Annotated in this window: 17 protein-coding genes; 5 read left to right on the top strand and 12 right to left on the bottom strand. The window is 58.8% G+C overall.

Going from position 1 to position 21340, the window contains the following annotated elements; genetic code table 11:
• The first annotated feature begins 29 nt into the window (after nucleotides 1-29).
• A complete protein-coding gene (locus ACQ4MY_RS11965; protein WP_008080467.1) occupies nucleotides 30-248 on the top strand; it encodes a DUF2970 domain-containing protein in 219 nt (72 codons plus the stop codon).
• Between the two features lie 6 nt (nucleotides 249-254).
• On the opposite strand, the gene ACQ4MY_RS11960 is transcribed toward ACQ4MY_RS11965, so the two are convergent.
• The gene (locus tag ACQ4MY_RS11960; RefSeq protein ID WP_440095248.1) at nucleotides 255-1328 is read right to left on the bottom strand and encodes an ABC transporter substrate-binding protein; all 1074 of its coding nucleotides are present in this window, start codon (nucleotides 1326-1328) and stop codon (nucleotides 255-257) included.
• A gap of 525 nt (nucleotides 1329-1853) precedes the next feature.
• Between ACQ4MY_RS11960 and ACQ4MY_RS11955 the strand changes: the two genes are divergently transcribed.
• Complete coding sequence (locus ACQ4MY_RS11955; protein ID WP_158830036.1) at nucleotides 1854-3512, top strand: nitrite/sulfite reductase; 1659 nt, start codon at nucleotides 1854-1856, stop codon at nucleotides 3510-3512.
• Nucleotides 3496-3990 carry a DUF934 domain-containing protein gene (locus ACQ4MY_RS11950; protein WP_008080464.1) on the top strand — a complete coding sequence of 165 codons (495 nt, stop codon included), beginning with the start codon at nucleotides 3496-3498 and terminating at the stop codon, nucleotides 3988-3990. Before ACQ4MY_RS11955 ends, ACQ4MY_RS11950 begins: the two co-directional genes overlap by 17 nt.
• Here the strand turns inward: ACQ4MY_RS11950 and ACQ4MY_RS11945 are convergent.
• The 3 genes from ACQ4MY_RS11945 to sohB all read right to left on the bottom strand — a co-directional run bounded on the left by ACQ4MY_RS11945 (nucleotide 3987) and on the right by sohB (nucleotide 9206).
• Nucleotides 3987-4130, bottom strand: a complete 144-nt coding sequence (locus ACQ4MY_RS11945) for a hypothetical protein (protein ID WP_440095247.1) — start codon at nucleotides 4128-4130, stop codon at nucleotides 3987-3989. The two genes, ACQ4MY_RS11950 and ACQ4MY_RS11945, sit on opposite strands and share 4 nt — an antisense overlap.
• On the bottom strand, nucleotides 4127-7984 hold the full coding sequence (locus ACQ4MY_RS11940; RefSeq protein WP_440095246.1) for a dermonecrotic toxin domain-containing protein: 3858 nt from the start codon (nucleotides 7982-7984) through the stop codon (nucleotides 4127-4129). Before ACQ4MY_RS11940 ends, ACQ4MY_RS11945 begins: the two co-directional genes overlap by 4 nt.
• Nucleotides 7985-8174: 190 nt before the next feature.
• Nucleotides 8175-9206: a protease SohB gene (gene sohB / locus ACQ4MY_RS11935; protein WP_440095244.1), complete on the bottom strand. Its 1032-nt coding sequence runs from the start codon at nucleotides 9204-9206 to the stop codon at nucleotides 8175-8177.
• 205 nt (nucleotides 9207-9411) lie between these two features.
• Between sohB and ACQ4MY_RS11930 the strand changes: the two genes are divergently transcribed.
• Both ACQ4MY_RS11930 and ACQ4MY_RS11925 read left to right on the top strand, forming a co-directional pair.
• A complete protein-coding gene (locus ACQ4MY_RS11930; RefSeq protein ID WP_008080461.1) occupies nucleotides 9412-10122 on the top strand; it encodes a histidine phosphatase family protein in 711 nt (236 codons plus the stop codon).
• Nucleotides 10123-10186: 64 nt separating this feature from the next.
• Nucleotides 10187-10504 carry an SCP2 sterol-binding domain-containing protein gene (locus ACQ4MY_RS11925; protein WP_007912567.1) on the top strand — a complete coding sequence of 106 codons (318 nt, stop codon included), beginning with the start codon at nucleotides 10187-10189 and terminating at the stop codon, nucleotides 10502-10504.
• A gap of 59 nt (nucleotides 10505-10563) precedes the next feature.
• On the opposite strand, the gene ACQ4MY_RS11920 is transcribed toward ACQ4MY_RS11925, so the two are convergent.
• From ACQ4MY_RS11920 to ACQ4MY_RS11885, 8 genes are all read right to left on the bottom strand, one after another.
• A complete protein-coding gene (locus ACQ4MY_RS11920; RefSeq protein ID WP_008080460.1) occupies nucleotides 10564-11064 on the bottom strand; it encodes a hypothetical protein in 501 nt (166 codons plus the stop codon).
• Between the two features lie 92 nt (nucleotides 11065-11156).
• A complete protein-coding gene (locus ACQ4MY_RS11915; protein WP_008080459.1) occupies nucleotides 11157-12197 on the bottom strand; it encodes a hypothetical protein in 1041 nt (346 codons plus the stop codon).
• 12 nt (nucleotides 12198-12209) lie between these two features.
• A complete protein-coding gene (locus tag ACQ4MY_RS11910) occupies nucleotides 12210-12737 on the bottom strand; it encodes a PAAR domain-containing protein (RefSeq protein WP_158830043.1) in 528 nt (175 codons plus the stop codon).
• 43 nt (nucleotides 12738-12780) lie between these two features.
• Nucleotides 12781-14400: an ABC transporter ATP-binding protein gene (locus ACQ4MY_RS11905; protein ID WP_440095241.1), complete on the bottom strand. Its 1620-nt coding sequence runs from the start codon at nucleotides 14398-14400 to the stop codon at nucleotides 12781-12783.
• Nucleotide 14401: 1 nt separating this feature from the next.
• The gene (locus tag ACQ4MY_RS11900) at nucleotides 14402-15424 is read right to left on the bottom strand and encodes an ABC transporter permease (RefSeq protein WP_440095240.1); all 1023 of its coding nucleotides are present in this window, start codon (nucleotides 15422-15424) and stop codon (nucleotides 14402-14404) included.
• Nucleotides 15424-16488, bottom strand: a complete 1065-nt coding sequence (locus tag ACQ4MY_RS11895) for a microcin C ABC transporter permease YejB (protein WP_440095238.1) — start codon at nucleotides 16486-16488, stop codon at nucleotides 15424-15426. The genes ACQ4MY_RS11900 and ACQ4MY_RS11895 overlap by 1 nt, the downstream gene beginning before the upstream one ends.
• Nucleotides 16475-18316 carry an extracellular solute-binding protein gene (locus ACQ4MY_RS11890; RefSeq protein ID WP_440095236.1) on the bottom strand — a complete coding sequence of 614 codons (1842 nt, stop codon included), beginning with the start codon at nucleotides 18314-18316 and terminating at the stop codon, nucleotides 16475-16477. Before ACQ4MY_RS11890 ends, ACQ4MY_RS11895 begins: the two co-directional genes overlap by 14 nt.
• A 316-nt stretch (nucleotides 18317-18632) precedes the next feature.
• On the bottom strand, nucleotides 18633-21287 hold the full coding sequence (locus ACQ4MY_RS11885) for a TonB-dependent receptor (RefSeq protein WP_440095235.1): 2655 nt from the start codon (nucleotides 21285-21287) through the stop codon (nucleotides 18633-18635).
• Nucleotides 21288-21340: the final 53 nt, after the last annotated feature.

Here is a 21340-nt window from a genome sequence, read left to right as displayed (position 1 = left end):
GGATTTCACACTGTGATGACGAGGGATTTATGGACGATCCAGTCGACAATAAACCGCCGACCTTCTGGCAGATGCTGCACAGCGTCATGGCAGCGGCGTTCGGGGTGCAAAGTGGCAAGAACCGGGCAAGGGATTTCACCCACGGCAAGCCCAGCCATTTCGTGGTGCTGGGTATTTTGTTCACGGCAGTGTTCGCCCTGACGCTGTTTGCCATCGTCAAACTGGTGCTGCATTTCGCCGGTGTCTGATGGCGTTCAGCGCATCAGGGTTTGCAGATTGAACGGGTAGCGATAGGACGCCGGCCGATCCTTTGCCGAGAGTTTGCGAAAATTCACCCCGTAGTTCGGCGATTCACCCATGGCAAGCAGTTTTCGCGCGTGGGCGCTGTCGATCAGTTGCAGCAAGGGGATCTGTCGATCACGGCCGCCGTAGCGATTCAGATCCACGCCTTGCTCGACGTCGTGCAACTCGACCAATGCCCAACCACCGAGCGTGAAATGCCCGCCGACCAATGCGCTGAGGCGGCCGTCAACCAATGCCTGCAACGCCGCCGGTGACGTATTGACCGCACTGAACAAGGCGTCTTTGCCGGGCACCTTGCCGGTCTCGGCAAACGCGCGCATCGCCCCGAAGGCCATTTCATCATTGGCCGACCACACCAGCGAAACATTCGGATATCGGCCAAACAGTTGCTTGGCCTGTTCATAGGCGCGCTCCTGCGTCCAGCCGCTGTAGACCAGTTGCCGCAAACGCACCTGTGGATGCTCGGCCAGGGCCCGCTGCATGCCGTGTTCACGCAGTTGCGCCGACGGGGTGATCTTCAGGCCGGAGAAGGCCAGTACTTCAATCGACTCATTGCCAGCCACGGGCCGATGCAAACGAATCAGCTCCTTCATCATCAGGTAGCCGCCCTGCTCGTCATTGGGTACCAGGCTGCCGATCCGGTCACTGCGTTTGCCGATCAATGCCTCTTGATCGACCGTCAACGCGGCGTTGACCATGAACAGTTTGACCCCACTGTCCTGCGCCAGACGCAGGATCTGCGGCGCGACATATTGTTCGTTGACGAAAATCAGGTAGTCGGGCCGCCTCGCCCCCTGCAGTGCCACACGAGCCTGGGCCAGGGTCCGTTCAGGTTGACGTTGCGAATAGACAATCTGCAGGTCAATGCCAAGGTCACGCGCAGCCGCCTGCATGAATTGCGAATAGCTGACCCAGAACGCTTCCTCGGTCGAGCCTGGACTGAGAAACAGCACCGACTCCGCTCGCGCAGCGGTAGCAAAAGCCGCGCTGAACAGCAGCAGACTGAGGTGCAAAAGCTTGAACATGAGTCATCCGGGCCCAGGTAAAAATGGCCGCGCATTATAGCCATCGAACCACCGGCTATTGATGCCTGATCCCGTTTTTTGTCCGACAATCTGTCGGAAGCGGGCCCGGATGGGTCGTTTACTGATGACTGACCCAGAATACCGCCGTCCCTACGACCAAAATGATCAGGAACAGAATGGCCCACGCATCGACACTGCTATCGCTTTTTCTTGCCTTGGTCGGATTGCTCATTGCATCGCCTCTTGTCGGTTTTATCGGTGATTGCAGAAAGACTCGACCACAGTTAAGACGATGATTGTCCGCACGACAAATGTGGATTAGTTGACAGCCATTCTCGTTAGGCCATTTGGTTCTTTACATATACTCAAACATCACTTTTGCGCATAACTGCAAACGGGTATATTGCCCCGGCTCCGTTAGGGAGTGCGCGGCCGTGCGCGCAGAATTGCAGAGGCACAATTCGGACTCCAGCAAGCGAAAACGCAGCGTTTTCCGAGTGGCCCAAGCCTGAGAACAGGACTTATATGTACGTATATGACGAGTACGATCAGCGGATCATCGAGGACCGCGTCAAGCAGTTCCGTGATCAGACCCGACGCTATCTGGCAGGTGAGCTGAGCGAAGAAGAATTCCGCCCCCTGCGCCTGCAAAATGGCCTCTACATCCAGCGTTTTGCGCCGATGTTGCGTGTGGCGGTGCCTTACGGCCAACTGACCTCGCGTCAGATGCGCATGATGGCCAAGATTGCCCGCGACTACGACAAGGGCTACGCCCACATCAGTACGCGGCAGAACGTGCAGTTCAACTGGCCGGCGGTGGAAGACATCCCGGACATCCTCGCTGAACTGGCCACCGTGCAGATGCACGCGATCCAGACCAGCGGCAACTGCCTGCGCAACGTCACCACCGACCAGTTCGCCGGTGTCGCCGCCGACGAAGTGATCGACCCGCGCCCATGGTGCGAGATCGTCCGTCAGTGGACGACGTTCCACCCGGAATTCGCCTACCTGCCGCGCAAATTCAAAATCGCCGTCAACGGTTCGACCGCTGACCGCGCCGCCATCGAAGTCCACGACATTGGCCTTGAGCCGGTGCACAACGCCGCTGGCGAATTGGGTTTCCGTGTGTTGGTCGGCGGTGGCCTCGGCCGGACGCCGGTAGTGGGTGCATTCATCAATGAATTCCTGCCGTGGCAGGATCTGTTGAGCTACCTAGACGCCATTTTGCGGGTGTACAACCGCTACGGCCGTCGCGACAACAAATACAAGGCGCGGATCAAGATCCTTGTCAAAGCGCTCACGCCTGAAGTGTTCGCACAGAAAGTCGATGCGGAAATGGAACACCTTCGCGGTGGCCAGACCACACTGACCGAAGCCGAACTGCAGCGTGTGGCCAAGCACTTCGTCGACCCGGACTACAAGGCGCTGGACAACCAGACCGCGCAACTGGCCGATCTCGACAAAGAGCATCCGGGTTTCGCCCGCTGGCGCACTCGCAATACCTTGGCGCACAAGAAGCCGGGTTATGTGGCTGTGACCCTGTCGCTGAAACCGACCGGCGTTGCCCCGGGCGACATCACCGACAAGCAGCTGGACGCCGTCGCCGATCTGGCCGACCGCTACAGCTTCGGGCAACTGCGCACCTCGCACGAACAGAACATCATTCTCGCCGACGTCGAGCAAAGCCAGTTGTTCACCCTGTGGGGCGAACTGCGTGAAGGCGGTTTCGCCACGCCGAACATCGGCCTGCTGACCGACATCATCTGCTGCCCTGGCGGTGATTTCTGCTCGCTGGCCAACGCCAAGTCGATCCCGATCGCCGAATCGATCCAGCGCCGTTTTGACGACCTGGATTACCTGTTCGACATCGGTGAGCTGGATCTGAACATCTCTGGTTGCATGAACGCCTGTGGTCACCACCACGTCGGCCACATCGGCATCCTCGGGGTGGACAAGAAAGGCGAAGAGTTCTATCAGGTCTCCCTCGGCGGCAGCGCCAGCCGTGACGCGAGCCTGGGCAAGATCCTCGGCCCGTCCTTCGCTCAGGAAGTCATGCCTGACGTGATTTCGAAGCTGATCGACGTGTACGTTGAACAACGTACCGAAGACGAGCGCTTCATTGACACCTATCAGCGTATTGGCATCGACCTCTTCAAGGAACGCGTCTATGCAGCGAATCATTAAGAACAACGAGGTCGTCGACGAAACCTGGCACTTGCTGCCCAAGGATTTCAACATCGACGAGATCAGCAACTGCGACGATCTGATCGTGCCGTTGCAACTGTGGCGTGAACACAGCCGCATGCTCAAGGCTCGCGACGGTGGCCTGGGTGTCTGGCTGGACGCCGACGAAGAAGCTGAAGAAATCGGTGAAGACGTGGCTGAGTTCCAGGTGATTGCCCTGAACTTCCCCGCATTCACCGACGGCCGCAATTACTCCAACGCCCGTTTGCTGCGCGACCGTTATGGGTTCAAAGGCGAACTGCGGGCGATTGGCGACGTGCTGCGCGACCAGCTGTTCTATATGCACCGCTGCGGTTTCGACGCCTTTGCCGTGCGCCCTGATAAAGACCCGTACGAAGCCCTTGAAGGTCTCAAGGACTTCTCGGTGACTTACCAGGCTGCCACCGACGAGCCGCTGCCGCTGTTCCGTCGTCGCTAACCCGCGTTAGCCGCAACACCCGAATCTGAAACCGGAGCTGATCCGGTTTCAGATTTTTTTTGCGTTGAAAATTGACGCTGTTGCAGTCGCCGCCATTCGCGCAAAAGCACTTCGGGCGTCATTGCAGTAGGCGTATTCATGATCGCTCCCCTCCATCGAGCCTAGGTTTTTTCACCGGTGACTCAATGTAAGTGACTATTGTTTCTTCAAGCCGAGTAAAACTGGCAAACGGATCCTGACCGTCCAGCGCTGGCCATTGCACATCCTGAAACAAGTACCGGCGCAGTGCGGGGGAAGCATCCATGGCCTCAAACACCCGCCAGACACGACTTTGCAACGGTACATAATCAACGATGTAATCCGCTGTACGGGTCAGCACTCCAAGTGTGCCAAAGAGTCGGTCTCCCCCCGGCATGACCGCTATCCGCTCCCAGCGTGCGCTGAACAGCTCCGCACGCTCAGCCGATAATCCAGCCGTCCAGGCCCCCGGAAGAAACACAGTGTGTGTCGGCATCCCCATCCACACATTGATGCCGCTTTGCTGACGATGCTCCACCACCCAGCGCAAACTGTCGGGATCACTCAGCGGATTGCCGGACAGCAGCACGTTCCCCTCTGCCACCGACTGTCGCCGCACGGCTTCGGGTATGCGGGTCAGTCGGTTATCGCGCAGATCCAGACGCCGTAGGTAGGGATAGTCAAAAATGCCGACAGGGCTCACGGTGAGGCCGGCGCCGCGCAGCTTGAGCTGGCGCAGTTCAGGCATACCCATCAGCAGTGGCGCAACGCCCAACGGGTTACTACTGAGGTCGATGATACGCAGTCGCTTCAACCCGGCGATTTTTCCGGCGGTTTCATCCGTTAAAACCAACCCGGTTGAACTCAGATCAAGCGTCTCCAATTGGCTCATCTGGCCGATGGCGGGGGGCAATTTGCCAACCTCCTGGGCCAGTTCATTGAAAAGACGTAAATCGACGCCCCTCATGCCCAACCAGCGCAGGTTCGGGAAGCATTCGAGAAAGCCATTGATACTGCCGCGCTGGGTCACTTGAAAATCAGGCATCGATAGCGAAATGACGTCGCGAAACTTGACGTTGAGTTGCGGCAAGCTGTGCATGGGATCGAAATCCATGTCCAGGTGAAAACCGATAAACCGGCCATCCTCATACACTCGGCTCTCAGGCCCACTGCGTTTTTGCCAAATGGCAATCAACTCTTCGGCCAGCTCGTAACGAATTTCGCGCTCCCTGTCCATCCGGACTTCGAGGCGGGCATCGTTTTCTTCTTCGATTTCGACAGCACTCATGCCCCGTGCGAGGCCTTCGCTGTCCGGCAGTAATTCGACATCCATGTCATGGATGTCCGTGTGGATGTCTTCGATCCACTCGGTGATGTCGTTGCGCAACTGTGCCGTTTGCAGTCTTAGCCTATCCAGTTCAACCTGCGCCCCCGAGCCGAGCGCACGCAAAAAATCGTCGGCTTGAGCATCGGAAACAGCCGGGTAAATTTCTTTGACCTGGAGCCTCATCACCTGCCTGGAAAAGTCTGCGTCGTGGGCCGTAGCGGGAAAACCGCCGCCGCGTAACCCGGCGAAATGAAAGTGAGCCCCCGTATCCATCCGACGCAGTCCGAGCATCAGCTCGGGTTGTGTTAAAGCGTGCAATCGGATTTTCGCCCGAAGGTCAGCCAGTTCATGATCGAGGCGCAACCCCAGCGCCGAGCGCTGTTCAATTGTCAGAACATTGAGCAGGCGCTGCTCAAACGCCATCCCGGACGTTTTGGCCAGTTGCGTTTTAACGCCTGCGGAGGGTATGCCAATACTGTCGATCACCCTCGAACCTGCGCCGCCCTCAAGTACTTCGATTCGTGTTGATGACGACCAGCCGGGCAAACGCTCGAGGGTATGCAGAACCAGAACATCGCTGTCTGCACTAATCGACGACTTCAGATAGAGCCCTTCAAAGGCTCGACAGACCCGAAAGTGTTGTTCGTACTGTTGCGCCTTATCAGCCAACCGGCTGAAAACACGCTTGCTGTCGGCGAGGGTATGCGGCGCAGCGATGTCCACGCCTGAGCGGTCAAGCATTTGCTCCACCGCGCTCGTGGGGAGTTGCGGATATTGCTGGCGAAACAGCCTGACCCAGGAATTATCAGATTGTTGCAGGGCTTCATGACGCTGATGGAAGGTTTCGGCTCGGGTGCGTTGCAGTTGTTGAGCCTGCGCCGAGTATTCAGGGAGCGCATCGATGGCCTCTTGCAGATCCTGATCAATGGCGAAACGGCTGATGGTGTCCTGCAAAATTGGCGTGAGCACTCGGCCGTCAGTCTGCATCAGGCGCAGAGCGTCATCGCTCACGCCACTGACATGGCGAATCTGCAGCAAGACATGATTGCTGAACCGCTCGATGCTTGGCCCGATACCCTGCATCAAGGCAATTTGCTCTTCGACCGACAGTGCTACGCCGGGCTCGGCCACCCCGGCAGAATGCTCCGCAGCCTGGCGCGCGGCAACTGACTCCTCTTGCAGGCTTTTTACGATGGCGGGTTCTGCGTGAGCGATCAATTGCCCTGCCAGCACCGGTAGCGCGTTCAATACACCGAACACGGTTCGAGTAATGCCCTGCGAACGTTCGGTTGTGTTTGTCGCGTTGACCGTCTCGGCGAGCCCGTAACCGGCATCAATCAGACCGGCCAATGCCAGCAAGCCTTCGCCGCCGGGAATCAATAGCGCCAACGGCCCGTATCGGTTGAGCCACTGCACCAGCGGCTCGACCACTGCGTTCAATTGCTGACGATTGACCTCGGCGTCATCATGGATCGTGGCAATGCTGGCGAGCGCCGCTTGTTTCATCGCCCTCACCATCTGCGCAAATGGATCAGTGCCCTCAGCGACCTTGTCCAGATTGGCGTAGTCGGCCGGCTTCCAGTAACCATCGTTGTTGAAGAAACCGGCGGAGGGGGTCAGGTGATGTTGCCGCGGGTATATCGCCATGCCTTGCAGGGCCGTAAGCACACCGGCGTGCAGAACGCCGTCAACGCGATCATCCTCCATGAAGTGCGCGGCCAGGGCGCTGCTCATGTCGAAATTGCGCCCCACCTCGGTCAGCCAGTGGCGCATCGCTTGAACATCGGCGAACTCCTGAAAGGGCGACGAGTTGCCGGGGACATAGAGCAACCTTCGACCGAGGCCCTGTTGAGAGAAACACCAGATGTCGGTCGCGACATAACGATAGATGCGCAAGCGGCTGAACTGGATGTCCTTTGGCTCGATAAAGCGCCCTTGCAAATGCTCAAGGGTGAGTGATTCCCAGGATTGTTGCGGATCCAGCCCTGCTCCGCGCAATGCCAGTTTCAGCCCATCGCCAGACAGCGTTTGTTCTTGATGTTGCAGGTAAGCAGCCAAGACATAGGCGAACTTTACTGTGGTTTTCAGAGGAAAATCGTTGCCTGTCTCAATGTCGGCGTCGGCCGGCCAGGCCTGTTTGACGTAGGCGCTGTATTGATTTTTGAGTTCCAGTGTCCATACCCAGCGTTTGAAGGCGTGTGGCTGCAATGCGAGCTGCGTTTGCGGTTCGTAACGCTGTGGAATGGTTTGTTGGTAGATGCCCTCATAGTCCGCATGCCCGCCCCCGGGAAACGCCGATTCATCGATGTCGGCGATATTGATGCGCGGCCCCACTGGAGGCGGGGTGTACAGACCAAATACTGTTTCACCGAAACGCCCGGCGCCGACCGTCTGCTGATTGCTCATGGCCGCGTGAAGCAGACTTTCGGTTCTCTTGAGGCGTCCCTGATGAATCCCTTCAAGCGCGGGATAACCACGAAAATCGTATTGCAGATACGCCAGTTGCGACGTCATCGGCGCGATATCGGCACCCCAGCGGCTTTCAATCAGGTTGCTGGTGAACCGGGTGGCGCTGTGCGGCAACGCGGCTTCCAGTTCGAGGGCCCACTGTTGATGCCTGTTTCGGCGGGTTTCTGCGTTCTCCATCATTCTCTGCAATCCTTTGCATCGCTACAGGAGTCATTAACCTAGAGGATGCGCGGCGAGAAAAATGCAGGACGTTTCCGCGATGGGCGAGGAAAATTCGCTTAGAGGGGGGGGTTAAGATCAAAAGATCGCAGCCTTCGGCAGCTCCTACATGGGGATATCTGTAGGGCTGGCGATCTTTTGATTTCGAGCGTTACCAGAAGCGTTGTTGGGTCAAGCGGCTCCACCAACTCAACAGCACGCGATCCACCGAACCGCTGGCGGCCATGCCGATGCGCTCTTGGAGGCTTTTGCGCTCGGCGTAGTGCAGGTGGTAGACCTCGGACTTCTTCGCGCGCTCCGCCAGGTACTCGTCACTGGTTTTCAGTTCGTCGACCAGTTGTTTGTCGAGCGCCGCGATACCGAGCCAGACTTCACCGGTGGCCACTTCGTCGATCGCCAGTTGTGGGCGATAGCGCGATACGAAGTTCTTGAACAGTTGATGGGTGATGTCGAGGTCTTCCTGGAATTTCTCCCGGCCCTTTTCGGTGTTTTCGCCAAACACGGTCAGGGTGCGCTTGTATTCGCCGGCGGTCAGCACTTCGAAATCGATGTCGTGCTTTTTCAGCAGGCGGTTGACGTTGGGCAGCTGCGCGACCACGCCGATCGAGCCGAGAATCGCGAACGGGGCGCTGATGATCTTCTCACCGATGCACGCCATCATATAGCCGCCGCTGGCTGCAACTTTGTCGATGCACACGGTCAATGGCACACCGGCTTCACGGATCCGCGCCAGTTGCGAGGACGCCAGGCCATAGCTGTGAACCATGCCGCCGCCACTTTCCAGACGCAGGACAACTTCGTCTTTCGGCGTCGCGAGAGTCAACAGTGCTGTGATTTCATGGCGCAGGCTTTCGGTGGCCGAGGCTTTGATGTCGCCGTCGAAATCCAGCACGAATACCCGTGCTTTGGCATCGGGTTTGTTCTTCTGTTTCTTCTCGGTTTTTTCGGTCTTGGCCTGCCCCTTGCGCAAAGCCTTGAGCTGGTCTTTGTCGAGCAGCGTCTGCTCCAGACGCTCGCGCAGGCCTTTGTAAAAATCATTGAGCTTGCTGACCTGCAACTGACCGGCCGATTTGCGCCGGCCCTTGCTGCGCAACGCGGCAAAACTGGCGAGCACCACTAGAATGGCGATCACCAGGGTCACGGTCTTTGCCAGGAAGCTGGCGTATTCAGTCAAAAACTCCACAGAGACTCCTTAAAACAATGCGCGGATGTGCAACACACGCGGGATGACGTCAGCATACCCATGCGCCGGCTCGCCGGCCAGCCGTGAAACCTCTGGCAACACGCCTGTAACGGGCATTTCAAACAAGCGTATGTTTTTTCATTGACAGCTACCCATCATCCTCATAACCTCGCCACAACCTTCAACGTACCGGGATGACGCGGACGTGGGCAGCATCTACTTGATTCGACATGGCCAGGCCTCTTTTGGTGCAGACGACTATGACGTCCTGTCGCCGACCGGTGTGCGCCAGGCAGAAATCCTCGGTCAGCACCTGGCTGAACTGGGGCTCAGCTTCGATCGCTGCATTGCCGGCGACTTGCGTCGTCAGCAGCACACAGCCACCAGCGCACTTGAGCAGTTCAGCGCCAAAGGCCTGAAAGTGCCGACGCTGGAGACTGATTCCGCATTCAATGAATTCGATGCCGACGCGGTGATCCGCGCCCTGCTCCCGGCGATGCTGGAAGACGAACCGGAAGCCCTCGACATCCTGCGCAACGCCGCACAGAACCGTGCCGAGTTCCAGCGTATTTTCGCCCTGATCATCGAGCGCTGGCTGGCCGGCACTTACGACACGCCAGGGCTGGAAAGCTGGCTGGGCTTCGTTGAACGGGTCCAGGCCGGCTTGCATCGAATCCTTGAACAGGCTGAAAAAAACCAGAAGATCGCAGTCTTTACCTCTGGCGGCACCATCACCGCCCTGCTCCACCTCATTACGCAGATGCCTGCCAGACAGGCCTTTGAATTGAACTGGCAAATCGTCAACACCTCGCTCAACCAGCTGAAGTTCCGCGGTCGCGAGGTGGCTTTGGCCTCCTTTAACAGTCATGCACATCTGCAGCTGTTGAAGGCTCCGGAACTCATCACTTTTCGTTGAGTCCGGTTAGCTGTGAACCTTGCTGTAATCAACCAGCGCCTACTATCCAAGAAAGGATCGAACCATGACCTCCGTAGCCGATGCCGTAAAAGCAATGCAAGCCAAGTTCAACCCAGCCGCTGCTGCCGGTCTGGATCTGGTCTTCGGTTTCAACATCACCGACGAAGACAAGCAGTACTCGCTGATCGTCAAAGATGGCACCTGCGATATCCAGGAAGGTGAAAACCCGGACGCCAACTGCACACTGGTGCTGGACAGCGAAACCCTGAAAGGTATCGTCAGCGGCGAAACCGACGGCATGCAGGCTTTCATGGGCGGCAAGCTGCGCGTTGAAGGCGACATGATGCTGTCGATGAAACTGTCCGAGCTGTTCCCGTCGTAAGACTGCGGTCCGCTTGAAAAACAAATCCCGCCTTGATGGCGGGATTTGTCGTTTCTGGGTTAAGGGTTGCCGGCGGCGTCCAGCTCCTTGAAGATCTGAACATATTGCGCATCGGCTTCTTGATCCGCAGACACCCGCCTTGCACTGTTTTTGTCTATCAGTTCACCGGTCTGCGCGTCTCGACTGAAGGTGATGACAAACCGCTCCTGCCCCAAATTCAAGAACAGGTTATAGAGATCAACCGGCTTGTCCGGCTTGTCGAACTTGCTGGCCCAGTACTTGACGCGTCCTGTCAGAATCGGCGGATCATTGATCAGGGAGTCGGTATTGACCTCGGGAAAATCATACTCAAGCGCCACGCCAGCGATAGCGACCAGGTCATCATTCATGTTCGCGACAATGGGCAGAGGTTTACTGCGCAACATGGTTTCTGTACTGGCTTCGGCCGGAGTGCCCATCAGGCGCCTTTTGTACATTCCGCTGCTGAACCAGCGAGTGGCGTCGAAACGATTGTCGTCTGGACTCCAGATGCCGTAATACATCATTACTTTCGAGGACATGTCGTCTTCCTTGCCAACAAGATATAGACCCAGCAAAACCGCGATGGCCAATAGGCCAGCCGCACAAACTGTGGTTTTTTTAAGGGTTAGCGTCATTTGGCTGGCTTGTATTCGCACAATTTTTTCGGAACGCCGTCCGGCGTATTACCCGATCGCACACCATGGACAGCACCTTCAGCGTCCAGGGGATAACCCAGTGTATCGTTGTAGTGCTCTCTGCCTTGAGCCTGTTTCAATAGCGCGGCATCTTTCTCGCTCAACGTTTTGGTGGGCTGGACAGGTGGACTCTCATTCGGCAACTGAGCGTCAGGATTTTTGCTGGCGGCGCGATGGGCCGTCAGCCGACGCTGGTAATCACTGAGACTTTTGCGGTAAGCACGGCTCGCAGCCTTGTCGGCTTCCTGTTTGGCCGGCGCCTTATCCACCGCCGCGCGATCTTCATCGGTGCCATAGGTCTGATCGTACAAACTTCGCCGCGGAAACGCCCACACGGTTGCGCCCGTCGCGTCAGCCATGATTTGGGCAAGACTGAGTTCAAAGTGCGGGTCTTCATTTTCCGCCACTTTCAGGTTTGCGTTGATACCCAATCCGGTACGGCAGGCATACGAGTAAATCTTCGCGCCATAGGCGAACGCATCAGGAGTAAACATGCGAGCCTGGGCATCGCGCAGTCGGTAACTGTCGCGCTTATCCAGTTCGTATCCCAATTCGATACTCCCCACCACACCATGAGAAAAGAAATCCATTTGCTTGATTTCTCGACCCCTGCGCTTTCGCGTGGCGACGAAATCAACCAACTGTGAAATGGAGTCGTACTCGCGATACTCGGCACCGTAACGCTCGGTCACGATTTTTTTGACCTCCGCCAACAGCTTCGGGTCGTACTCATCCTTGAAGATCAGAAATGCCCTTTGAATCGAGTAACTCGGCGTGGACGGCGGATAACTTCTGATCTGACGAATTCCCTGATTTATGAAGTTCATCATGTTGCCGCGCTGACCACGCATGTTGGCGATAAAGCCGAGGTAAGAGGCGCCCACGACTGTCACATAGTCCTGCGCCAGTGTGCCCTTCACCTGCGTCGTCGCGTGTTGATCGCTGGTCTCGCCCTGTTTCTTTTCCGGTGTCGCCACGTTGAACCTTCCTTAGTAAGCGATGCCCAGTGCATCCAGATGAGCGGCGGCTTCCTTGCCCCATTGCACGACAATGGAGGTGGGATCGGCGGTGAATACCCGCGCGGCGTTACCATGGTTGTCGGTATGGCCGACGAGGCGCTGGCCGTCACCGGTTTCGATGCAAAAGAGCATGTCGGGAATGGCTTCGCCGGTGGTTTCGTCCACCAGTTGGAAACGTTCGCTGTGCTTGGGCACGGTGATGATCGGGGTAAATGGCGCAGAGCCGACGGCAGTGCCGACGAAGACGTCACCGGAGCCGGTGATGATCACACCGCCATGCGCGGTGGCGCTGCCAAGAAAGGCAATGGGTTTGCCATTGATCAGGATGTTGCCGATGCCTTCGGTGACCGAGTCGCCGCAAGCCGTGGTATCGCCAACACGCAGCACGGGCATGCCGTTGATGTTCACGTCGGGTGAACCGCTGTTGCTTGCATTGGTACCGTGACCGGTCACCGGGCAGGCATTGAGATCACTGAGTCGAGCGGCAGGTTTTGCCATCATCTACTTCCTTGTATTGGCCAGGACGCGGAATGTACCGGATCTACACGACGGATAAAAGTCTGTCGGTATGTGTCACAGGCAAAACCGCTGTGGCAAACGATGCCGCCAATAGCTCCTGCGTATAAGGATGCCGCGCCCCCGCAAACAGTTGATCCGTCTGACCACGCTCCACCACCTGGCCCTCCTTCATCACGATCAGGTCATGCGCCAGCGCTCGCACCACCGCCAGATCGTGGCTGATGAACAGGTAAGTCAGGCCATGTTCTTGCTGCAAACGCCGCAACAAAGCCACGATCTGCTTTTGCACCGTGCGATCCAGTGCCGACGTCGGTTCATCCAGCAGGATCAAGTCGGGCTTGAGCACCAGCGCCCGGGCAATGGCGATGCGTTGCCGCTGACCACCGGAGAACTCGTGGGGATAGCGATGGCGGGTGGCCGGATCGAGGCCGACTTCACGCAGCACATCGATCACCGCCCTCTCACGCTCGCCGGCGTTCAAATCGCTGTGCACCTGTAAACCTTCAGCAATGATCTGCTCCACGCACAGGCGCGGACTGAGGCTGCCGAACGGATCCTGAAACACCACTTGCAGGCGTTTGCGCAGCGGCCTGAGTTGCTTGCCGCTCAAGTGCTCCAGCGCCTCGCCCTGAAAGCAAATGCTGCCCTGGGCATCCAGCAAACGCAGAATGGCCTGGCCCAATGTCGACTTGCCTGAACCAGACTCGCCAACAATCCCCAGGGTTTTGCCGCGCTGAAGATTCAAATCAATACCATTGACCGCATGCAACCAGGACTTCGCGCGCAACCAACCGCCGCCCAAACGAAAGCGCACATGAAGGTCACGCACCTCCAGCAAATTCTCAGCGGGCTCCCGGCACAACGCCTCACCACCGGGCTCGGCGTTGAGCAACTCAATGCTGTAAGGATGCTGCGGCGCGCTGAACAACTGGTCACAGGGCGCCTGCTCGACGATCAATCCGCCACGCATGACTGCCACGCGCTGAGCGATATTGCGCACCAGGTTCAGATCATGACTGATGATCAACAGCGCCATGCCCAGCCGCTCCTGCAGTTCTTTGAGCAGCAACAAAATCTTGCGTTGCACGGTCACGTCCAGCGCCGTGGTCGGCTCGTCGGCGATCAGCAACTGCGGCTCGCAGGCGAGCGCCATGGCAATCATCACCCGTTGGCGCTGACCGCCCGAGAGTTGATGCGGATAGGCCTTGAGCCGTTCGCGCGGGCGTTGAATGCCCACCAGTTCGAGCAACTGCACAATGCGCTGACGCGCCGCCGCCCCGGCCAGCCCCTTGTGCAGCGCAAGGCTTTCGCCCAGTTGCCGCTCAATCGTGTGCAAAGGGTTCAGTGAACTCATCGGCTCCTGAAAAATCATCGCGATGCGGTTGCCACGCAATTGCCGCAAGTAGCGCTCATGCGCGCCAAGCAACTCCTCGCCGGCATAACGGATGCTGCCGTCAATCTGCGTGATGGCCGGGTCAAGCAATTGCAGAATGCTATGGGCCGTCACCGATTTGCCCGAGCCGGACTCCCCGACCAGCGCCAGACACTCGCCGGGGCGGATATCGAGGTCGATGCCGTGCACCACTGGCTGGCCATTGAAAGCGACGCGCAGGTCGCGTATTTCGATCAGATGTTCAGGCATATCAAGTCCTCGGATCAAACGCATCGCGGCAGGCCTCGCCGATGAATACCAGCAATGAAAGGATCAGCGCCAAGGCAAAGAACGCGGTCAGACCGAGCCACGGCGCTTGCAGATTACTTTTGCCCTGGCCGATCAACTCGCCTAGCGAAGCACTGCCGGCCGGCATGCCGAAACCGAGAAAATCCAGCGCCGACAAGGTCGCGATCGCCCCGGTGAGGATGAACGGCAGATAAGTCAGTGTTGCGCTCATGGCATTGGGCAGAATGTGCCGGACGATCACTTGCGCATCGCCAACGCCCAATGCCCGTGCGGCTTTCACATATTCCAGGCCACGACTGCGCAAGAATTCCGCGCGGACGACGTCAACCAGACTCAGCCAGGAAAACAGCGCCATGATCCCCAGCAGCCACCAGAAATTCGGCTCGACAAACCCGGACAGAATGATCAGCAGGTACAACACCGGCAGCCCCGACCACACCTCCAGCACGCGCTGACCGATCAGGTCGACCCAGCCGCCGTAGTAGCCCTGCAATGCCCCGGCGGCGATACCGATCAGCGCACTCGCCGCCGTCAGCGCCAGGGCAAACAGCAGCGATACGCGTGTGCCGAAAATCACCCGCGCCAGCACGTCCCGCGCCTGATCATCGGTGCCCAGCCAGTTGGCGCCACTGGGCGGACTCGGCGCAGGCTCCGTCAGGTCGTAATTGACCGTGTCGAACGCAAACGGAATCGGCGCAAACCACATCCGTCCGCCCTGCCCTTCGATCAATTGCCGCACCTGCGCGCTGCGATAGTCCGGTTGAAAAGGCAGCTCGCCGCCGAAATCCTGCTCGGTGTAGCGCTTGAACGCCGGGAAGTACCAGTCGCCCTGATACGTCACCAACAGCGGTTTGTCATTGGCCACCAGCTCACCACCGAGGCTCAGGCCGAACAGCGCGAGAAACAGCCACAACGACCACCAGCCACGCCGATGCGCCTTGAAGCGCGCCCAGCGGCGCTGGCCGATTGGAGATAAGGTCAGCATCAGGCAGCCCTCGCGGTGAAGTCGATTCGCGGGTCGACCAGCGTGTAACAGAGGTCGCCGAGCAGTTTTATCAATAGGCCGAACAACGTGAAGATGAACAGTGAACCGAACACCACCGGGTAATCGCGCGCCACCGCCGCTTCGTAACTGAGCCGACCGAGGCCATCGAGGGAAAAGATCACTTCGATCAACAGCGAACCGCCGAAGAACACCGTCACCAACGCTTGCGGCAAACCGGCGACGACCAGCAGCATCGCGTTGCGAAACACATGGCCGTACAACACTTGCCGTTGACTCAGCCCTTTGGCGCGCGCGGTCACCACGTACAGGCGCGAGATCTCGTTGAGAAAGCTGTTCTTGGTGAGGATCGTCAAGGTGGCAAAACCGCCGATCACCAACGCCGTCACCGGCAAGACCAAGTGCCAGAAATAGTCGGCGACCTTGCCCCACGGGGTCAGCTCGGCGAAATTCTCGGACACCAGCCCGCGCACCGGAAACCAGTCCAGCGCCGTGCCGCCGGCAAACACCACGATCAGCAGCAGCGCGAACAGAAATCCCGGCAACGCATAACCGACGATGATCGCCACGCTGCTCCAGACATCGAACGCCGAGCCGTTGTGCACCGCTTTGCGAATACCCAGCGGTATCGACACCAGATAGGTGATCAGTGTCGCCCACAGGCCCAGCGACAAGGTGACCGGCAGCTTCTGCCAGATCAGTTCAGTGACGCTGGCACCGCGAAAGAAACTCTGACCGAAATCCAGTTGTGCATAGCTTTTGAGCATCAGCCACAAGCGCTCGCTGGCGGGTTTGTCGAAGCCGTACTGACGCTCGATGTCGGCCACCAGTTTCGGGTCCAGCCCTCGTGTCGCGCGGGATTCACCACCCACCGTTTCGACATGGCTGGAGCCCACGGCCGCGCCGACGCCAACGCCTTGCAAGCGCGCGATGGCCTGCTCTACCGGGCCACCGGGCGCGGCCTGGACGATGACGAAGTTGACCAGCAGAATCGCCAACAAGGTCGGCACGATCAACAGCAGACGCCGCAGGCTATAACCCCACATGGCTGTACTCCTTTTGCATCTGAGTCGAAGTCAGTGCGGTCGGGCTGATTTCCCACCAAGTATCGAGGCCGGCGTCGTACAGTGGCGCAATGGCCGGACGGCCGAAGCGGTTCCACCACACCGTGGAAATCCCCGGCGGGTAATAATTCGGAACCCAGTAGTAACCCCACTGCAGCACGCGATCCAGGGCGTGCGCGTGACGCAGCAGACTCTCGCGATTGTCGGCCTGCACCAGCCCTTCGAGCAGTGCATCGACGGCCGGATCGCGCAGTACCATGTAATTGTTCGAGCCGGGATCATCGGCGCCATCGGAACCGAAGTAATTGAACAGCTCGCGCCCCGGTGCCTGGCTCACCGGGTAACCGGCGACGATCATGTCGTAGTCGCGATTGCGCACGCGGTTGGTGTATTGCGCGGTGTCGACCTGGCGAATATCGAAGCCGATGCCGATCTGTGCGAGGTTGCGCTTGAACGGCAGCAATAGCCGTTCGAAACCCTTCTGGCCATTGAGAAAGGTGAAGTGCAGTGGCTCGCCATTGGCGTTCACCAACTGATCGCCGCGCGGTTTCCAGCCAGCCTCTTCGAGCAACTTCAGCGCCTGTAATTGCTCGGCGCGAATGTTGCCGCTGCCATCCGTTTTCGGCGCCTGGAACACCTGAGTGAAGACCTCGTCGGGAATCCTGCCGCGCCAGGGGTCGAGGATTTTCAGTTCTTCGGCGTCCGGCAGTTCGCGGGCCGCCAGTGCGCTGTGGGAGAAGTAGCTGTGCTGACGCAGGTACATGCCGCGCATCATCTGCCGGTTAGTCCATTCGAAATCCCAGAGCATGGCGATTGCCTGGCGCACGCGGCGATCCTGAAACGGCGGTTTCTGCAGGTTGAACACAAAACCCTGCGCACCTTGAGCGGCACCGGGTGCGAGATGTTCACGAAGTAATCTGCCTTGCTCCAGCGCGGCCCCGGCATAGCCGATGGTGTAGCTGGTGGCGGAGAACTCGCGGTTGTAATCGAAGCCGCCGGCCTTGAGCACTTGCCGCGACACGTCGGTGTCGGCGAAGAACTCCACGCTCAATTGATCGAAGTTGTAGAGCCCACGGGTGATCGGCAGATCCTTGGCCCACCAGTCCTGCACCCGTTGGAATTTCACGCTGCGCCCGGCATCGACGGCGCTGATCCGATACGGGCCGCTGCCCGGCGGAATTTCGAAACCGCCGCCCTCGGCGAAATCACGCGTCCGCCACCAATGTTCGGGCAGCACCGGTAGTGTCGCCAGATCCAGCGGCAAGGTGCGGCTGTCGTTGTTCTTGAAGATGAAGCGCACTTGCGTCGGCGACTCCACAACAACCTCGGCGACATCGCGAAACTGCTGACGGTATTTGAGGCTGCCCTGCGTGATGAAGAGGTTAAAGGTGTAGCGCACATCTTCAGCGGTGATCGGTGTGCCGTCGTCGAAACGCGCATTGGGGTTGAGGTAAAAACGCAACCAGCGGCGGTCGCTGTCCAACTCCATCTGCTGCGCCACCAGACCGTAGACGCTGTAGGGCTCGTCTTTGCTGCGATAGGCCAGCGGCGCGTAGAGCCAGCCATCAACATCGGCCACGCCGGTGCCTTTGTCGGTGTAGGGAATCAGGTGATCGAACGGGCCGCTTTCCAGCGAGGAACGACGCAAGCTTCCGCCCTTCGGCGCATTGGGGTTGGCGTAGGCCAGGTGCTGAAAATCAGCGGCGTACTTGGGCGCTTCGCCGTAGACCGTGAGTGCCGGTTGCGGCGCCGCCCAACTGAGCGGGGTTAAAAGCGCGAAAGCGCTGAACACAATAAGCCTGGAGAACATGGGCAGATCCCTTTTACAGGTTGCTGCTACTGGCCTCATCGCGAGCAGGCTCACTCCTACAGGGGTTTGCGGTGAACACAAATCCAATGTAGGAGTGAGCCTGCTCGCGATAACGCCGGAACAGTCAACACAAATCCTGCCTACCTGTGATGTGCAACAGGCCGGCCATGTTTATAGGGCAGGCTTTAGATCAATAACTGACTAAAATCCGCACCAACTGCTAAAACCTGTTCTGTAGAAGCTGCCGGAGGCTGCGATCTTTTGCCGTTGGAAAATCAACAGATCGCAGCCTGCGGCAGCTCCTACAGGGGCTTATTCAGAATTTGTAGGCGACCCGCGTGTACAGCGTCCGCCCGAACGGGTCGCCATATTTCGGGTCGTAACCGCTCTGGAACGTGTAGGTCTGGTTGCTGAACGGTGGCTCGCGGTCGAACAGGTTTTTCGCGCCGAGGGTCACGCTGAGGGTTTTGCGCCAGGTGTAGGTGCCGGCCAGATCCCAGACGTTGTACGAGCCGACGTAGTCGTGGGTGTCGCGGTCGGAGTCGTGGTAACCGCTGGTGTAGCGGTTGGTCAGCGCCACGCCGTACGCGCCGTAATTCCAGCTGCCGGTCAGGCTGTGCCGCCAGCGTGCCACCGCGCCGGCCGAGGCAAAGTCGCCGCCCCGGAAGTCGCCGAGCTTGTCGATGTAGTCGCCCTTCTGTTGCTGCTGGTAGTCATATCGGGTGACGTAAGTGCCTTGCAGGCCGATGCCGAAATTGCCGTACGGGGTGCTCGGCAAGCGGTAGTCGAAGCTGACATCGACGCCGTTGGTCTTGATCTTGCCGAGGTTGGCCAGGCCCGTGACGATATGGTCGATGGAGCCATCAGGCTTGCGGATCAGCCGTTCCGGGTACAACTCCGGGTTCTCGAACACGGCCGATTCCGGGAACTCGGCGATCTGGTTGGCAATGTCGATCCACCAGAAATCGAGGCCCGTGGTCAGGCGTTCGAACGGCTGATAAACAAAACCGAGGGTGACGCTACGCGCGGTTTCCGGGCTCAGGTCGGTGTTGCCACCGGTGCTGCGGTTGAACTGTTGTGCGCAGTCACGGTTGGCGATGCCGCCGTTGCTCGGATTACCACCGGCGCACAAACGCGGATCGTTGTAGTTGGCATTGGTGAAGGTCGTGAAGTTGGGGTTGTACAGCTCATACAACGACGGCGCGCGGAAGCCTTCACTGTAGGCTCCACGCACCACCAGTTCCTTGAACGGCTGGAAGCGGAACGAGTATTTAGGATTGGTGGTGCTGCCAAAATCGCTGTACTTGTCGTGACGAACCGCAGCGGACAATTCCAGGCTATCGAGCACCGGCACGTTGACCTCGGCGTATTCGGCCGAGACGCTGCGATCCCCGGCGACACTGCCGTTAGGGTCAACGCCGAGGCTCTGTACGTCGCCGGCAAACTGCGCAAAGTCCTGATGGAAATCTTCCTTGCGATACTCGCCTCCCAGCGCCAGCGCCGAAGGGCCGGCACCGAACCAGTCGCCGATCTCGCGGCTGATGCGCCCGTCGATCGCCTTCACGCGCCCGACCGCTGTGGCGTAGTCACCGTCGACCGCGTTGGCCGCCAACAGCGCAGAACCAGCCGCCGTCTGTGGACCGAAGGGGTTGATCACGCCGTTGGCAATGCCGTCACTGACCGCACGGTCGTTGACGTAGCCGGCCTCAATGCTGTTGACCACTTTGTTTTGGTTGTACGAGGCGCCGAGGTTGTAATCCCAACCGGCGAGCGTGCCATCGAAACTCAGCAGCAGACGCTGACTGGTGTTGTCATCTTCATGCTGGCGTGCGCCAACGGCGGTTTCACGCCAGTTGACGTCGACCGGTTGCGTCGGGTCGAGGGCAAAACCGTTCGGCCCGGGCGTGATGCCGTTCCCCGGATAGAACGCAGTACCAGGATTGACCTGATTGCCCATCAAGGTGCCAGGGCCGATCTGTGTGCGGTTTTCGTTGCGAGCCCAGAAGTATTCGAGGCTGACGTTGTGATCGTCCGAGAGCTTGCCGGTGGCTTTGGCGAACGCCGAGGCCTTCTCGGTTTCTGGCACCAGATCGAGATAATTCCACAGGCTTTGACGGCAGATACCGTTGCGCGACAGCAGCCCCGGTGCGTTGCACCCGGAACCAGCCAATGGATTAGTCGCGTTGCGGCCCTGGCTCCAGTTGGCGGGCGACGCAGTCCCGGAGGTGTAATCGAGGCCGCGACCGGGCTGGTAGTTGTAGGTGTAATCGCGGTCATCGGCGGCCAGTCGTTGCTGTTTGTCGTAACTGACCACGCCGAAGACGTTGAAGCGGTCATCCTGCAAATCGCCGAAGCCCCAACTACCGCTGACATTGCGACTTTCGCCGCCGCCCGAATGCGTCGGCGTGTCGTAATTGGTGCTGATCTGGCCTTCGGTGAGGCTGGTCTTGGTGATGAAGTTGATCACCCCGCCGATCGCGTCGGTGCCATACAACGCCGAAGCACCATCGCGCAGCACCTCAACGCGGTCGATGGCAGCGAATGGAATGGTGTTGAGGTCGACACCGGAGCCATTGATCGCATTGGTGGCGTTGTTGCTCAGACGCCGGCCGTTGAGCAGCACCAGCGTCTTGTTAGCGCCGATGCCGCGCAAGTCCGCATAAGCCGCACCGCCGCTGCTCGACCCGACCGAACGCCCGGAACCGACCGAAGACTGGTTGGCAGAAATGCGGCTGACCAGCTCCTCCGTGGTCGAAACGCCCTGCTCGCGCAACTCTTCGACGCGCAGAATGGTCACTGGCACTGCCGTTTCGGCATCGACCCGGCGGATCGCCGTACCCGTGACTTCGACGCGTTGTAGCTGGGTGGTCGGTTCGGTTGCTGTGCTGTCGGCGGCAATGGCTGGCAGCGTGTTGATTGCCAGCAGCAAGGCCAGGCTCAAAGGTGATTTGACGGGTGAAAACTGAATCATGAACAGCCATCCCTGCGTTTTGGTTTATGCAGGGATGTGCGATGAAGAATAAG

The organism is Pseudomonas sp. SM4 (assembly GCF_051913165.1).
Classification (GTDB): Bacteria; Pseudomonadota; Gammaproteobacteria; order Pseudomonadales; family Pseudomonadaceae; genus Aquipseudomonas.
This window is presented reverse-complemented; position numbering and strand designations above follow the sequence as displayed.

What these genes read in the sequence shown, in the direction of transcription:
- ACQ4MY_RS11965 (WP_008080467.1), top strand. Translation starts at nt 30, where the DNA reads ATGGACGATCCAGTCGACAATAAACCGCCGACCTTCTGGCAGATGCTG.
- ACQ4MY_RS11960 (WP_440095248.1), bottom strand. Translation starts at nt 1,328, where the DNA reads ATGTTCAAGCTTTTGCACCTCAGTCTGCTGCTGTTCAGCGCGGCTTTT.
- ACQ4MY_RS11955 (WP_158830036.1), top strand. Translation starts at nt 1,854, where the DNA reads ATGTACGTATATGACGAGTACGATCAGCGGATCATCGAGGACCGCGTC.
- ACQ4MY_RS11950 (WP_008080464.1), top strand. Translation starts at nt 3,496, where the DNA reads ATGCAGCGAATCATTAAGAACAACGAGGTCGTCGACGAAACCTGGCAC.
- ACQ4MY_RS11945 (WP_440095247.1), bottom strand. Translation starts at nt 4,130, where the DNA reads ATGAATACGCCTACTGCAATGACGCCCGAAGTGCTTTTGCGCGAATGG.
- ACQ4MY_RS11940 (WP_440095246.1), bottom strand. Translation starts at nt 7,984, where the DNA reads ATGATGGAGAACGCAGAAACCCGCCGAAACAGGCATCAACAGTGGGCC.
- ACQ4MY_RS11925 (WP_007912567.1), top strand. Translation starts at nt 10,187, where the DNA reads ATGACCTCCGTAGCCGATGCCGTAAAAGCAATGCAAGCCAAGTTCAAC.
- ACQ4MY_RS11920 (WP_008080460.1), bottom strand. Translation starts at nt 11,064, where the DNA reads ATGTCCTCGAAAGTAATGATGTATTACGGCATCTGGAGTCCAGACGAC.
- ACQ4MY_RS11910 (WP_158830043.1), bottom strand. Translation starts at nt 12,737, where the DNA reads ATGGCAAAACCTGCCGCTCGACTCAGTGATCTCAATGCCTGCCCGGTG.
- ACQ4MY_RS11905 (WP_440095241.1), bottom strand. Translation starts at nt 14,400, where the DNA reads ATGCCTGAACATCTGATCGAAATACGCGACCTGCGCGTCGCTTTCAAT.
- ACQ4MY_RS11900 (WP_440095240.1), bottom strand. Translation starts at nt 15,424, where the DNA reads ATGCTGACCTTATCTCCAATCGGCCAGCGCCGCTGGGCGCGCTTCAAG.
- ACQ4MY_RS11895 (WP_440095238.1), bottom strand. Translation starts at nt 16,488, where the DNA reads ATGTGGGGTTATAGCCTGCGGCGTCTGCTGTTGATCGTGCCGACCTTG.
- ACQ4MY_RS11890 (WP_440095236.1), bottom strand. Translation starts at nt 18,316, where the DNA reads ATGTTCTCCAGGCTTATTGTGTTCAGCGCTTTCGCGCTTTTAACCCCG.
- ACQ4MY_RS11885 (WP_440095235.1), bottom strand. Translation starts at nt 21,287, where the DNA reads ATGATTCAGTTTTCACCCGTCAAATCACCTTTGAGCCTGGCCTTGCTG.